6 protein-coding genes are annotated in these 16310 nt (G+C 41.2%); all 6 read left to right on the top strand.

Going from position 1 to position 16310, the window contains the following annotated elements:
• Nucleotides 1-3: 3 nt before the first annotated feature.
• The 6 genes from ACFE90_RS12985 to ACFE90_RS12960 all read left to right on the top strand — a co-directional run bounded on the left by ACFE90_RS12985 (nt 4) and on the right by ACFE90_RS12960 (nt 16272).
• Entirely contained in the window at nt 4-6717 is a 6714-nt protein-coding gene (locus ACFE90_RS12985; RefSeq protein ID WP_375501067.1) for a beta-ketoacyl synthase N-terminal-like domain-containing protein, read from the top strand.
• A complete protein-coding gene (locus tag ACFE90_RS12980) occupies nt 6710-12580 on the top strand; it encodes a beta-ketoacyl synthase N-terminal-like domain-containing protein (RefSeq protein WP_375501065.1) in 5871 nt (1956 codons plus the stop codon). Before ACFE90_RS12985 ends, ACFE90_RS12980 begins: the two co-directional genes overlap by 8 nt.
• A 246-nt stretch (nt 12581-12826) precedes the next feature.
• The gene (locus tag ACFE90_RS12975; RefSeq protein WP_375501063.1) at nt 12827-14233 is read left to right on the top strand and encodes an acyltransferase domain-containing protein; all 1407 of its coding nucleotides are present in this window, start codon (nt 12827-12829) and stop codon (nt 14231-14233) included.
• A gap of 52 nt (nt 14234-14285) precedes the next feature.
• The gene (locus ACFE90_RS12970; RefSeq protein ID WP_375501061.1) at nt 14286-15140 is read left to right on the top strand and encodes a 3-hydroxyacyl-CoA dehydrogenase family protein; all 855 of its coding nucleotides are present in this window, start codon (nt 14286-14288) and stop codon (nt 15138-15140) included.
• Nucleotides 15141-15159: 19 nt separating this feature from the next.
• Nucleotides 15160-15408: an acyl carrier protein gene (locus tag ACFE90_RS12965; RefSeq protein ID WP_375501059.1), complete on the top strand. Its 249-nt coding sequence runs from the start codon at nt 15160-15162 to the stop codon at nt 15406-15408.
• Nucleotides 15409-15447: 39 nt separating this feature from the next.
• Complete coding sequence (locus ACFE90_RS12960) at nt 15448-16272, top strand: acyl-CoA dehydrogenase family protein (RefSeq protein ID WP_375501057.1); 825 nt, start codon at nt 15448-15450, stop codon at nt 16270-16272.
• Nucleotides 16273-16310 lie beyond the last annotated feature (38 nt).

The following is a 16310-nucleotide window of genomic DNA, read 5'->3' as shown; positions in this document are numbered from 1 at the left end:
CTAATGAAAATCCATGAAACATTTTCTAATATAGCGGGTTTAGATATAGCTGTAGTGGGTATGACAGGTCAGTTTCCAGGTGCAAAAAATATTGATGAGTTTTGGCAAAATCTGCGGGAGGGTGTAGAATCAATTTCATTTTTTTCTGACAGTGATTTAGTATCTTCAAATATTGATACCGCCTTGTTAAATAATCCTAATTATGTTAAAGCAGCATCTATATTGGAAAACGTAGAGGAGTTTGACGCGTCATTTTTTGGTTTTGAACCTAAAGAAGCTGAAGTTATAGACCCCCAATATCGCCTCTTCCTGGAGTGTGCTTGGGAAGCAATTGAAAACGCTGGCTACGATCCTGAAACCTATAAGGGTTTGATCGGGGTTTACGCCGGGGCAAATATGAATACCTATCTATTAGAAAACCTTTATCCAAACCGCGATACTATAAATCCTGTTAATGGAGCTTTACAACCTTTACATGGCAGTGGTCAAGCTTTCCTAACCACAAGTGTCTCTTACAAATTAAATCTTAAAGGGCCTAGTATTACTCTCCAAACCTTCTGTTCTACATCATTGGTTGCAGTTCACTTGGCCTGCCAAAGTTTGTTGAATGAAGAATGTGATATGGCTTTAGCTGGCGGTGTTTCAATTAAAGTTCCACAAAAAGCTGGCTATTTATATCAACAAGGAGGGATGTTGTCTCCCGATGGGCACTGTCGAGCCTTTGATGCCAAAGCACAGGGAACTGTTTTCGGTAGTGGGGCTGGAATTGTAGTATTAAAGAGATTAGAGGATGCTCTTGCTGATGGAGACTGCATTCATGCAGTCATCAAAGGTTCAGCAGTCAATAACGATGGTTCTTTGAAAGTAAATTTCACTGCCCCTAGTGTAGAAGGTCAGGCAGAGGTAATCGTAGAAACCCTGAAAAATGCTGGAGTAGATGCCGAGGATATAACCTATATAGAAACTCATGGAACCGGAACAGCTATGGGTGATCTCATTGAAATTACTGCACTCAAAAAAGCTTTTCACACTACTACCCAGAAGAAGGGTTTTTGTGCGATCGGTTCAGTGAAAACTAATATCGGACATTTAGATGCCGCAGCCGGTATAACAAGTCTGATTAAGACTACATTAGCGCTCAAACACAAGCTGCTCCCACCTAGTCTACACTTTGAACAAGCCAATCCCCAAATCGATTTCACGAACAGCCCTTTCTACGTCAATACTAAGGTTTCTGAATGGAAGGGAGATCACACACCCCGTCTGACTGGGGTCAATTCCTCGGGTTATGGTGGAACTAATGCCTTTGTAATTCTCGAAGAAGCTCCGCCGATCAAACATTCGGAAAAATCCAGACCCTGGCAATTATTGGTACTCTCTGCTAAAACCATCTCTGCACTTGAAATTGCCACTACAAATCTAATCGCGTACTTAAAGCAGCATTCAAATGTTAACCTAGCTAATGTTGCTTACACACTTCAGGTTGGTCGCAGGGCTTTCAACCATCGCCGGATGGTGATTTGCCATGACATTAATGATGCGATCGCTACTTTAGAAACACAAGATCCGAAACGGGTTTTTCAGGTTTACCAAGATCGCCTAGATCGTCCCGTCGTATTTATGTTTCCAGGGCAAGGAGTACAGTACGTAAATATGGCGCTGGATCTATACCAGACAGAACCGACGTTTCGCAAGCAGGTAGATATCTGCTCAGAGTTTCTCCAACCACATCTAGGGCTTGACCTGCGACATATACTCTACCCCAACACAGAAAAGACTCAAGAAGCCGCGCAACTACTGAAACAGACCGCAATTGCTCAACCAGCACTCTTTGTCATCGAGTACGCCCTAGCAAAGTTGTGGATGGAGTGGGGAATACATCCCCAGGCTTTGATTGGTGAAAGCCTTGGGGAATATGTCGCTGCGTGTCTGGCAGGAGTACTTTCATTAGAAGATGCTTTGACTTTAGTAGCTGCGCGGGGACAACTCATGCAGCAAGTGCCTGAAGGTGCTATGCTTGCCATTCCACTTTCAGAAAAAGAAGTTCAACCTCTGCTGGGCAAAACACTATCTCTAGCTGAGATTAAGGAATCATCTCTTTGCATAGTTTCAGGTTTCATAGATGCTGTGGAGGTATTACAGAAGCAGCTAGCTTCCCAAGGCGTCGAGTGTATGCGTCTGGATACCTCCCATGCCTTTCATTCTATGATGATGGATGCCATCTTAAAGCCTTTCACTGAGGAAGTTAAAAAAGTCAAACTGAATCCTCCCAAAATTCCTTTTGTATCCAATATTACGGGAGCTTGGATTACAGAAGCGGAGGTGACAGATCCAAGCTATTGGGTTAGGCATCTGCGGCAAACAGTTCGCTTTGCTCAGAGTATGCAAGAATTGTTGAAAGAACCAGAGCGCATTTTGCTAGAGGTTGGCCCTGGGCAGACTTTGAGTGCATTTGCCCGTCGTCATTTTGATAAAGAAGCCCAGCAGATTGTGTTAACTTCCTTGGGCTATCCACAAGAAAGTCAATCGGATGTAGCATTCTTATTGAATACATTGGGTCAGCTATGGCTGGCTGGAGTACAAGTAGATTGGTCGGGATTCTATACCTATGAGCGCCGTCATCGCATACCTTTACCTACTTATCCTTTTGAGCGTCAACGTTACTGGATTGAACCCAAAATACAGGTAAACGCTCTCAAGACTGGTGAAAAGAAATTGCCTACAACCTCTCTACTAGGCAAAAAGCTGGACATAGCCGACTGGTTTTATGTCCGATCTTGGAAACGCTCCCTGCTGCTTGCCCCTCAACTAAGTCAAAAGTCAGTTTTATCTTGCACTCTTGTATTTATCGATGAGTGCGGTTTGGGTTTTGAGTTAGTAAAACGACTTGAACTTGAGAGTCAAGATGTGATTACCGTGAGGATCGGGTCAGCGTTTACAAAGTTGAGCGATCGCGTATATATCCTTAATCCTCGACAAGCTGATGACTATGATGCCTTACTCAATGAACTTATAGCACAAAATAAGCGCCCAAAAACCATTGTTCATTTATGGAGTATTACACCCCACAGTGACGTAGAATTAAGACTTGAGGAAGTTGACAAAGTTCAGGAAAATGGATTTTACAGTCTGCTGTTTTTAGCCCAGGCACTTAGTAAATACCATACTGATGAATGTCAAATCGCGGTTGTCTCCAACAATATGCAGGAAGTTGTCGGAGAAAAGTTGCTGTGTCCAGAGAAGGCGACTTTACTCGGGCTCGTTAGGGTGATTACGGAGGAATACTCAAATATTATCTGTCGTAGCATTGATGTTGTTATTCCCCAATTAGGAGTTAAAACTGAGCCTAAACTTTTAGAGCATTTGCTCTGCGAGCTACAAGCCCTAAATTCTGAGAAGGTTATTGCTTACCGTGGAAATCATCGTTGGGTACAAACTTTTGAGCCAATTCGATTGGAGAAAGCTACCCAAGGAATATCAAGGTTAAAAGAAGGAGGCGTTTATCTCATTACAAGTGGATTAGAAGGTATTGGTCTTGTCATAGCCAAACATTTAGCACAGACTGTACAAGCCAAGCTGCTGCTGACAGGAGGTTTAGCTTTTCCTTTACCAGAAGAATGGGAACAATGGCTAGCTACTCACGATGAGCATAATAATACAAGCCTCAAGATACGGGAAATCCAGAAACTTAAAGAGCTAGGTGCAGAAGTTTTGGTAGTCAGCGCCGATGTTACCAATCTTGAACAGATGCAACAAGCGATCGCGTTAGCCCAAGAGCGATTTGGTCAGATCAATGGCGCGATCCACGCAGCCGAGGTTTCTGCTAGCGGCATGATTTTGCAAAAAACGCCAGAAATAGCAGAAAGTATTCTGGCATCTAAAGTAAAAGGCACATTAATTCTCAATAAAATTCTCAAGGATGTTCCACTGGATTTCTTTGTTTTATGTTCATCAATCACTTCCATTACAAGTAAATTTGGGCAAGTAGATAATGCTGCTGCTAATGCTTTTCTTGACGCTTTTGCTCGTCAGAAAAGCGACCAAGATGGCACATTTACCGTATCTATTAACTGGGATTCTTGGCAGAAAGAGGGGATGGCAGCAGAAGCCATGAAGCAATCAACACCAATCTTGGATATTTCCCAATCTCAATTAAAAGAAGTGTCTCACCCTTTATTCGATCAATGTATAGTTGAAGGGAAACAACAAGAGATATACATCAGCAAATTTAGCGTCATCAAACACTGGGTTTTAGATGAACATAGGGCTATGGGTAAGGCGACACTTCCGGGAACAGCTTACTTGGAAATGGCTTTAGCCGCTTTTGAAAACCACGTTCAGAACGGAACGATTGAAATTCGGGAAGTATTTTTCTTGACTCCCTTGGTAATAGAAGATGATGAAGAAAAAGAAGTTCGTACACTTTTAAAGAAGAAAGGAGAGGGCTTTGAATTTTCGGTCACAAGCCAATCAAACTCAGGGTCAAAGCAATGGGTCGAACATGCCAAGGGCGAAATAGCCTGTATAAAATTAGAACCATCAGCAAAACAGGAAATCAGAGAACTTGAGGCAAGATGTAATCAAAAAGAAATAATCATTCCAGAAGGAGAGCATAAGCTTAAAACAGGATTTGTAGAGTTTGGTTCTAGATGGAATAACTTGAAGCAGGCAAAATTAGGAACAGATCGGGGGTTGATTGTTCTGGAACTGCCCGAAGTATTTGCCACCGATATTAATTCATATAAGTTGCATCCTGCTTTATTGGATAATGCGACGGGTTTTCTAAGTATTGAAAACGAAGGTGTTTACTTACCGTTTTCGTATAAAAGTCTGAAAATAAAAAAAACTTTGCCAAGTAAAGTATATAGCTACATCAGATATACAGAAAATAATCAGTTCAGAGAAGGAATTTTAAAATTTAATATCACCATCATGGACGACCAGGGAAACGAACTGGTTGAGATTGAAGAATTCATCATGAGGAAAGTAGATATTGGCACAATTACTGCTGAACAGTCTAATGGTAAACCTCAAAAAATTCCTTCTGTTTCTGCAAGCGAAAACTTCTCTTTGGAGATTGCTTCCCCTGGCATCTTAGATAGCCTGACTTTTCGACCTAGCACCCGCCAAAAACCAGGTCTGGGTGAGGTAGAAATCGAGGTCTGCGCGACTGGTCTTAACTTCAAAGAAGTGCTTATAGCATTGGGGCTGCTTCCTGTTCCACCCAATGTTGATGTCAAGTTCGGTAGAGAGTGTTCTGGAAAGATAGTCGCTCTGGGAGAAGGAGTTAAGGGTTTTGAGGTAGGAGATGAAGTCATGGCCTTTGGCGATTCCTGCTTTAACCAATTCACAACGACTTCTGCTTCTTTGGTAGCACTCAAACCAGAACATCTTAGTTTAGAAGAGGCAGCAACAATTCCCGTTGCTTTTATTACGGCTTACTATGCCTTGATAAAATTAGCTAGGCTTCGCCAGGGCGAGGGTGTTCTCATTCATGCTGCTGCTGGCGGTGTTGGAATGGCTGCCGTGCAAATAGCCCAGTGGCTGGGAGCCAAAATCTTCGCCACAGCAGGCAACCCGGAAAAACGAGCATTTCTGCATTCGTTGGGTATTGAATATGTTATGGATTCCAGGTCTTTGGCTTTTGCCGATGAAGTGATGAAGTATACTGATGGCAAGGGTGTGGACGTAGTTTTGAATTCCCTATCAGGAGAATTCATGACTAAAAGCCTTTCACTTCTAGCACCCTATGGACGCTTTCTCGAACTCGGCAAGCGGGATATCCTTAACAATAGCCAATTAGGTCTACGACCTTTTGAGAAATGCTTATCGTTCTTTGCTACAGAAGTAGGAAATGATCTCCCTGACTTCATTTCTACGTGGCATGAAGTAGTGCAACACTTGAAAGATGGCAATTTTAATTCTCTACCACATCAGATATTTCCAATTACAGAAGTAGCTCCCGCCTTTGAATACATGGCTAAAGCCAAACATATCGGCAAGATTGTGGTATCTTGGCAGAATCAGGAGGCTTTGAAAGCGCTGGTTGCTTCTGAAGGCGAAGTTAGTCAAGAAAAAAAAGCAACTGTAGCTTCTCCTGCCCGGTTGGGTTCTCCGTCTACTGTTTTTTCCGCAGTTGGCTCTGGTATGCAGGACAAACCTGCTATTCTTAGGGAAGGGTTATTACCAAAAGAGGGTTTAGAAGCGTTTGACCGCATTCTCGGAAGTACACTCACCCAGGTTCTAGTATCGACCCGTGATTTTTTAAACCGAGTTGAGCAGGATAATGGTTTTAACTCACAACCTTTCCAAGAAGCCTCACAAAAGTATAATCTCTCTAAACCGACACAATCACAACCTGCGCTGAGTGGTGCCTATGTTGCTCCCAGAAATGAGATTGAGCAAAGGCTCGCTGTCATCTGGAAAGAACTTCTGGGGAAAGATTTGGTGGGAATACAAGACAACTTCTTTGAAATCGGTGGCAATTCACTTCTAATAGTCCAAGTTCGCAGCCAACTGCAACAAGTGTTTAATGGTGATATCTCAATGGCTGACCTGTTTGAATATCCGACCATAAGTGCCTTAGCAGAATATTTAAGTCGGAAACAGGCTGAACAACCTGCCTTTGAACAAGCACATGACCGTGCTAAAAGGCAACAGGAAGTTATGGAAGAAGAAATGCAACTAATGAAGCAAAGGAGGAAAATACGTGAGTAACCAGTTGAAAGGCATAGCCATAATCGGCATGAGTGGTCGTTTTCCAGGAGCCAAAAATGTCGATCAATTTTGGCAGAATCTGTGTAACAGTGTGGAATCAATTTCATTCTTTACTGATAACGAGTTAGTGGCTTCAGGCGTAGACCCAGCTTGGTTGAGTGACCCTCAGTACGTCAAAGCGGGGGCTGTGTTACAAGATGTTGAGATGTTTGACGCTTCATTTTTTGGCTTCTCGCCTAGAGAAGCTGAAATCATGGACCCTCAACAACGTATTTTTTTGGAGTGTGCTTGGGAAGCGCTAGAAAATGCTGGTTATGACCCAAAAACAGACAAAAATCTAATTGGCGTTTATGCAGGGGGTAACCTAAGTACCTACTTACTTAACAATCTGGCCTCATACCCTGAACTCATTAAAGCGCTGGAGTCGCAAATTTCAATTGCTAATGATAAGGACTTTATATCTACACGAGTTTCTTACAAATTAAACCTGAAAGGGCCGAGTATTAGCGTTGGCACGGCCTGCTCTACGTCATTAGTAGCAGTTCACTTGGCGTGCCGAGGATTGCTAAGTTATCAGTGTGATATGGCCCTGGCTGGTGGTATTGCGATACAAGTTCCACAAAAACAAGGTTATTTCTATCAAGAAGGTGGTATGGCCTCTCCTGATGGTCACTGTCGGGCTTTTGATGCGAAAGCACAGGGCAGCCCTTTCGGGAAAGGAGCGGGTATTGTCGTGCTGAAAAGATTGGAAGATGCTGTAGCTGATGGGGACTGCATTTATGGGGTTATCAAAGGTTCAGCTATCAATAACGATGGTTCTGAGAAGGTGAGTTACACCGCACCTAGTGTAACAGGCCAAGCAGAAGTGATTGCTGAGGCTCAGGCGATCGCTAACTTTGATTCTGAAACAATCACCTACATTGAAACCCACGGAACTGGTACACCTCTAGGCGATCCAATTGAATTTAGGGCGCTTAAAAAGGTGTTTGGTGCTGGAACTAGCAAAAAGAACTTCTGTGCCATTGGTTCAGTCAAGACCAACGTCAGCCACCTGAGTTCAGCATCTGGTGTAACGGGCTTGATCAAAACAGTCCTGGCGCTCAAACACAAAATAATTCCGCCCACTCTGCACTTTGAACAACCCAATCCAGAGATTGATTTCGCTAACAGCCCCTTTTACATCAATACTCAGCTTCATGAATGGCAAACAGAGGGAACTTCTCGCCGGGCTGGGGTTAGTTCTTTTGGCATCGGCGGCACTAATGCTCATGTTGTTTTAGAAGAAGCCCCAGTACAGGTCAAAAGTCAAAAGTCAAAAGGCAAAAGTAAATATTTATTGTGTCTATCGGCTAAAACTAGCTCTGCTTTAGAGACAGCAACTACAAATTTGGTTAATCACCTGCAACAGCACCCAGAACTCAACCTTGCGGATGTCGCTTATACATTGCAAGTTGGTCGGCATGGTTTGAGCCATCGGCGGACAGTTGTTTGTCAAGATACTCAAGATGCGATCGCAGCCCTCCAAAATCCCAAACGAGTTTTCACTAGCAATCAGGAAACGAATCAGCGCCCAGTAGTCTTTATGTTTACTGGTTTGGGAACTCATTATGTTAACATGGGTTATGAATTATACCAATTTGAACAAACTTTCCGCGAACACCTTGATCGCTGTTGCTCGTTGTTTCAACCTCTGTTAGGTCTTAATCTCAAAGAAGTTATTTATCCTACTTCCTGTGCCAAGCAAGAAGCAACAAAAGAAAAATCAGGTATCGATTTACGCCAAATGCTTGGTCGCGATCCCCAATCTCCAGATGCCGCCGCCCAAAAATTAAATCAAACCTATCTCACTCAGCCGGCGCTGTTTGCCATTGAGTATGCTTTAGCTCAAGTATGGATGTCCTGGGGCATTCGTCCAGTAGCAATGATTGGTTACAGTATTGGTGAATATGTGGCTGCAACAATAGCCGGGGTATTGTCTCTAGAAGATGCGATTACTCTTGTTGCCAAAAGAGCGCAAATGATTCAAGAGTTGCCAGGGGGAGCAATGCTGGCGGTTCCTTTGACAGAAGAAGAAGTGCAACCTTTCTTGAATGAAAATCTTTCATTATCAGCAGTCAATGGCTCATTCCAATGTGTACTTGCGGGAACTACACAGGCTGTAGAGGAACTAGCAGGCAAGTTTAGTGCTAGAGGGTTAGCCTGTCGGCAATTGCAGACTTCTCATGCCTTTCATTCTTACATGATGGAGGCGATCGCTGACTCTTTCACTGAACTGGTTAAAAATATCAGTCTCAAACCACCGCAAATTCCTTATATATCCAACGTTACCGGAACTTGGATCACAGCAGAGCAAGCCACAAATCCCAGTTACTGGACACAGCATCTGTGCCAACCCGTGCGCTTTGCCGATGGAGTACATCAGTTGTGGACACAACATAGTCCAATTTTATTAGAGGTAGGTCCAGGACAGACCTTAAGCAGTTTAGCGGTGCAATGTTTAGATCATGTTTCTAATGATCACAAAGTCCTATTATCTTCGCTGCGTTATGCCTATGAGCGACAGTCAGATGTTGCTTTCATCCTCAACACATTAGGACAACTATGGCTTGAGGGAATCAAGATAGATTGGTCAGGATTTTATGCAGATGAGCGTCGATATCGCCTTCCCTTGCCAACATATCCCTTTGAACGACAAAGATATTGGATTGAACCGCAAAAATTATTACCTGCACAAAGAAATTTCCAGTCCCAGTTAACAGCATCAGAACTTTGGAAACCTCTGGTAAAAGCTGGTCAACTCCAAGCTAGCATTGCTTCTGCGGAATTTGACAAGCAAATTTTTCAAGAGAGAAGAGAGTGTTTAGATCGTTTATGTATTGCTTATATTAATCTTGCAATCAAACATTTAGGAGCTTTTAGCAATCCCACTAAAAAGTATTCTCTAGAGGAGTTATTTGACCAATGTCAGATTATTCCTACCTATAGAGAATTGTTCAGTCGATGGCTAGAAATATTGGTCGAACAGGGTCAGTTAGATCGAGAACAAGAGTTATTTACTAATTTCCTGCCAATATCAGCACACTTTGTTAATGAAATATTAGTAGAAGTCAAAGCCAAATGGGTAGACACGCCGCAACAAATAGATTTGCTGCAACTATATGGCGAAAATATGGTATCTCTGCTGACTGGTAAAAAAGAACCATTAGAGTTTCATGTTTCTACCTTATTAAAGTCAGGAGAATTTTCAGTCCAACAATTGCCTGAAAATAAGTACTACAACTCAATCATGCGGGTATGCTTGGAACAGGTGTTAAAATTATTGCCACCTCAAGTTAATCTTAGAATTCTGGAACTTGGCGCTGGAACTGGTACTGGCACGGCAGAGTTATTACCTATACTGCCATCCGACAAAACAAATTATACCTTTACTGATGTAGGAGGTTTTTTCCTGAATGCAGCTAAGAAGAAATTTAGCGATTATCCATTTGTTGAATACCAATTGCTAGACCTTGAGCGATCGCTACAAGAACAAGGATACTCAAGCCACAGCTTTGATGTAATTGTAGCTTTCCAGGTGCTGCACGTTACTCGAAATATTGGAGAAACTCTCGATCGCATTCGCTCTTTACTCGCTCCTGGAGGTTTACTTCTCTTTTGGGAAACAACTCAACCCAGGTTAGAATTTGAGTTCATTGACGCGCTGCTGATGAATCCGATAGAGAATCCAGAAAGCGATCGCAATATGTGCAATCCCTTTTTATCTCAAGAGCAGTGGCAAGTAGAACTCAAATCTCATGGTTTTGTACAGGTGACAGCTTTCTCAGAATTCGCACCTTTTACAGACCACATAATTGTCGCTCAAGCTACTGCCCCAGCAACGCCCAAAGCGCCAGCAGCCTTTACAGCATTACTTCATGAACAAGAAGAAGTCTCATTTGGAAAAAAGTCCAACATTGCTGACTGGTTCTACATCCCTTCATGGAAACGTTCGCTACCACCACAGTCAAACGGTCAGGTGAAACAAGCAGAACGCTGGTTAGTCTTTGTTGATGAATATGGGTTAGGCGCTCAAATCGTCAAACGCCTCGAACTTGAAGGTCATGACGTAATTATCGTCAGAGTTGGGGAGCAATTTGGCAGCCAAAGCGAATCTTCCCAGAAGCATCTGGGCAAGCGTGCATATACAATAGCACCTCAACAACAGGATGATTACAATACCCTACTCAAAGAACTTCGCGCCCAAGACTTAATACCACAAAAAATTATTCATCTGTGGAGTGTAACACAGTCAGGATGTGCAGACTTTGATACAGCCGAAACACAGGGATTCCAAAGTTTGCTGTTTTTGGCACAGGCGCTAGGAAAACAGAATTTCACTGATGATTTACAGCTTGCAGTTATCTCCAACAATATGCAATCTGTAACTGGAGTTGAAAATCTCTGCCCAGAAAAAGCAACACTCCTTGGACTTGTTAAGGTCATCCCACAAGAATATTCCAATATTAAATGCCGTAGCATTGATGTTATTATTCCCTTATCAGAAAGTTGGCAAGAAGAGAAATTTGTAGAACAACTACTGAAAGAACTTAAAGCCAATTCCTCTGACTCAGTTATGGCTTACCGTGGTTTGGAACGTTGGGTGCAAACCTTTGAGTCTGTCCAATTAGATACAAACGTCTCGGATACACCCAGGTTCAGAGAAAAAGGAGTCTACTTAATTACTGGTGGACTCGAAAAAATAGGACTTGTAGTAGCCGAACATCTAGCAAAGACAGTACAGGCAAAACTGCTGCTTTTAGAGGCTGAGGATTTTCCCAACCGACAGGAGTGGCTAGAGTGGCTGACAACTCACGATGAGCAAGATAACATCAGCCGCAAGATTCGGAAAGTGCAGGAACTAGAAAATCTGGGCGCAGAAGTCTTAATCAAGAGCGTTGATGTAGTAAATTTAGCACAAATGCAAAGTGCGATCGCTCAAACACAAGAGCAGTTTGGGCAACTCAACGGGGTGTTTAATACAACTAAGATAGCTCTAGAGAATTCATTTAGCGCTATTACAGAGATAGAACCAACGCAGTGCAAACAGCAACTTCAAGCCAAGAAACAGGGACTCTTAGTATTAGAAAAAGTTTTGCAGTCCCAAAAACTTGATTTTTGTCTATTAATGTCTTCATTAACCTCTATTTTAGGAGGATTAGGCTCTGTAACCTATTCAGCAGCAAGTCTTTTAATGGACGCTTTTGCTTACCAGCATAATCAGAAAAATCCTGTCCCTTGGATGAGTATTAACTGGGATGCATGGCAATTTGCAGCAGGAAATTCACAAATACCTACTGGTACAAGTTTAGCTGAATTCGCCATCGAACCTTTAGAAGGTATCAAGACCCTTGAACAAATTCTTTTGTGGAGTCAATATCATCAAATAGTTGTCTCAACTGGTAATTTACAATCTAGAATTGACCAATGGATTAGATTAAAGCCTTTACAACAGAAAAATACTGCCCAAAAAGTTAATTTATCTTATCGTCACTCTAGACCGAACTTAAAAAATGTTTATGTTGCTCCTAGTAATGATGTAGAACAAAAATTAGTTGAAGTTTTTCAAGAGTTACTAGGTATTGAACCAGTAGGTATTCATGACAGCTTTTTTGTACTAGGGGGAGATTCTTTGACGGGAACTGTCCTCATTTCTCAACTTCGCAAAAACTTTCAAATAGAACTACCTGTTCGTTCTCTTTTTGAAGCCCCCACCATCGATGAATTAGCTTTGGTGATTGAGGAAATCCTCATAGAAGAGTTAGAGCAATTATCTGGAAATGAAACAAGTGGGGATATCAACAAAACTCTTGATGTGCAATTTTAATAAGTAAAAAATAAAAAGATAATCCCCATAAATAAATTTAGGGTATTTGACAAAGACCTATTAATTATTGCGCTATGCGTCTCAAAATAAATGTTTTTATTTTGTCCCATAAATAAATTGAGTTGCTCTGTTAGCATTTTTATTTTTCTTTCTTTTGCCTTGTTTGGTCACTATAGGATAAATCGATGAGAACATCAAAAAATAACTCTCACTAATATTAAGTAGCTATTTTGGAGTTTGTAAACAATGCTTACTAGCCCTTCTCGTCCTTGGCAGTTATTAGTAATTTCTGCAAAGACCGACTCAGAACTAAAAACTGCTACTGTCAACCTTGCAGATTACTTGAGACAGCATCGTGACTTTAACCTTGCGGATATTGCTCATACATTGCAACGCGAACAAGAGGTTTTTAAGCATCGGCGGACGGTTGTTTGTCGGGATATTGAAGATGCTCTAGTTGCACTTCAAGATTCAAGGCGAGTGCTTACCAACATCCAAGAAACAGAAGAACGTCCTATAGCCTTTATGTTTCCTGGACTTGGTACTCATTACGTCAACATGGCTTGGGAAATTTACCAAGTCGAACCGGTATTTCGCGCATCAGTTGACTACTGTTGTGAATTTCTCAAACCCCTTCTTGGTCAAGATTTACAAGATGTAATCTATCCACATAGAGCTTCTCAACAAGACCAGCAGTCTTTGAGAGAAAATTCTCCAGGTCTGGACTTGCGAAAAATGTTAGGTCGCAGCCAGACACAAGCGGATGCAAAGATTGTAGCTGCTAAATCTTTACTCAATCAAACTCACCTCGCTCAACCAGCCATTTTTGTAATTGAATATGCCTTAGCAGAACTATTGATATCCTGGGGAATTCGTCCGGCGGCAATGATTGGCTATAGCATTGGTGAATATGTAGCAGCGACTTTAGCAGGGGTTTTATCTTTAGAAGAGGGTTTAACGCTAATTGCTGCAAGAGCGCAGATAATTCAAAAGTTGCCAGGTGGAGCAATGCTTGCAGTTCCACTTTCGCAAACAGAAATATCTCCCCTACTTAATGATAAACTCTCACTCTCTGCGGTCAATGGACCATATATGGGTGTAATCGCAGGTGAAACCAATGCTATAGAAGTTTTAGAACAACAGTTAACACAAAAAGGTTTAGCTTGTCGCCGTCTGGATACGTCTCATGCTTTTCACTCTCAGATGATGGAGGGTGCTACCTCTGACTTACGTGAGTTGGTAAAAACATTTAACCTGCAAGCACCAAAAATTCCTTATATATCTAACGTTACAGGAACTTGGATAACAGCAGCAGAGGCTACAAATCCCGATTATTGGGTTAAGCATCTTTGTCAACCTGTGTTGTTTGCTCAGGGTATGCAGGAGTTGTGGAAACAACAATATCCTATTTTGTTGGAAGTAGGCCCTGGACAGACTCTAGGTAGCTTTGCGCTGCAATGTATAGAAAATAATTTAGCAGTTAGTCAAATTATCTTACCCTCTCTTAGATATTCTTACGATAATAAACCAGACTTAGCATTCTTACTTAAAACATTGGGTAGGCTTTGGTTAACAGGAGTGCAAATAGATTGGGCGAAATTTTATGTTCATGAGCATCGTCATTCCATTTCTTTACCTGCCTCTCTTTTTTAATCCAAAAACTACCTTAAATACAATAATATCCAAAGGGAGATGAGTTAAAGTTATGAATATTCAAACAGTAGGTGTTGTTGGTGCAGGGGTAATGGGAATAGGGGTTGCACAAAACCTTGCTCAAACAGGTCATCAAGTAATACTCGTAGATATTTCGGAAAATACCCTGGATAAAGCTAAACACGAAATCAGGAATAATATCCGCTTTCAGGGTTTTTTCAAAAAAAGTGACAAAACAGAAACTCCAGATAGTATCCTCGACAAAATAGAGTTTTCTACAAACTATAAAATTTTAGATAATTCCGATTTTGTAGTAGAAAATGTCACAGAAAAGTGGGATATTAAAAAAGAGGTATATCCTTTACTAGATTCTATATGTCCAACAAATTGCGTATTCGCCGCTAACACATCAGCAATTCCCATTACCCAGATTGCTTCAGTTACTAAGCGTACTGATAAAGTTGTTGGTATCCACTTTATGAATCCTGTACCAATGAAGCCGATGGTGGAGATGATTCGTGGATATCATACTTCTGATATGACAATTGAGATAGCAAAAAAAATGCTAGCTCAGATGGGTAAAGAATGTATTATTGTTAATGATTCACCGGGTTTTGTTTCTAACCGGGTGTTGATGTTAACTATTAACGAAGCTGTTTTTCTATTGCAAGACCAAGTTTCTACAGCAGAAGATATAGACAAAATCTTTAAAAGCTGTTTCGGTCACAAAATGGGGCCTTTAGAAACAGCAGATTTGATTGGTTTAGACACCATTTTATTTTCTATCGAAGTCTTATATGAAAGCTTTAACGATAGTAAGTATAGACCATGCCCCTTACTCAAAAAAATGGTAAATGCTGGGTTACATGGTAGAAAAAGTGGTAAAGGATTTTACGCATATCATTAAATAGGAATAATCAAGACAAATGAACGAAATTCAAGCTAAAATCAAAAGCTTTCTGGCAAAGTTTTTCGGCAATCATGATTTGCAACCCGATGAAGATATTTTTGCGCTCGGTTTTGTCAATTCTATGTTTGCCATGCAACTTGTTTTGTTTGTAGAGCAGGAGTTTCAGATTACCATTGAAAACGATGATTTAGAATTTGAAAATTTTCGCACAATCAACTCTATCGTCAATTTAATTGAACGTAAAACTACTATTCTCGTGCATTAATCAAATATACGTTGCCATTTTTATGGCATAAATGGTATTATGAAGCTAGAACTATCTACCCAACAAAAAAATGCTCAAGCTAAATTTAGAGCTTTTGTTAATGAGGAAATATGTCCTAGTGCTGGGGAATGGGATAGAAAAGAATTTACTCCACCAGAGCTAATTAAGAAAATCACCGAACATGGTTTTCTCGGTGCCATATTACCCCAGGAATATGGTGGTAAAGGAATGGACATGATTACTTATGGTATTCTCAACGAGGAAATTGGACGCGGATGTTCTTCTGTGCGGAGTTTGCTCACAGTTCACAATATGGTTGCTTATGCTTTGTGTAAATGGGGTAATAAGTCTCAAAAAGAGTATTGGCTGCCCAAATTTGCATCTGGAGAAATCATCGCTGCTTTTGCACTAAGCGAACCTCATGTAGGTAGCGATGCCAAAAGTGTAGAAACAACAGCAACACTTGCAGGTGATGCTTATATCTTAAATGGGCAAAAGAAATGGATTACCTATGGACAAATAGCAGATGTATTTTTGGTCTTTGCTAAATGTGAAGGTAAACCCACTGCTTTTTTAGTTGAAAAAAATAGCCCAGGACTTTTAGTCAAACCAATGTCTGGTATTTTAGGTGTTAGGGCTTCAATGTCAGCAGAATTGCTGTTTAATAACTGTCACGTTTCTTCAGAAAATCTAGTAGGTAAATTAGGATTTGGATTTTCCTACATAGCATCTTCTGCACTTGATTATGGTAGATATAGCGTAGCATCGGGTTGTGTAGGTATTGCTCAAGCTTGTTTAGAAGCTTGTATCAAGTATACAAATGAACGAAAACAGTTTGGTGTTTATCTGAAACTATCCCACTAATAAAAAAGTATGGTAATCTACTTCTCAACAAGGAGGGG

Origin of the sequence: uncultured Nostoc sp. (assembly GCF_964245445.1) — a bacterium.
In the GTDB taxonomy this organism is placed as follows: domain Bacteria; phylum Cyanobacteriota; class Cyanobacteriia; order Cyanobacteriales; family Nostocaceae; genus Nostoc.
Note: the sequence above shows the minus strand (reverse complement) of the source record. Positions and strands in the feature narration are given on the sequence as shown.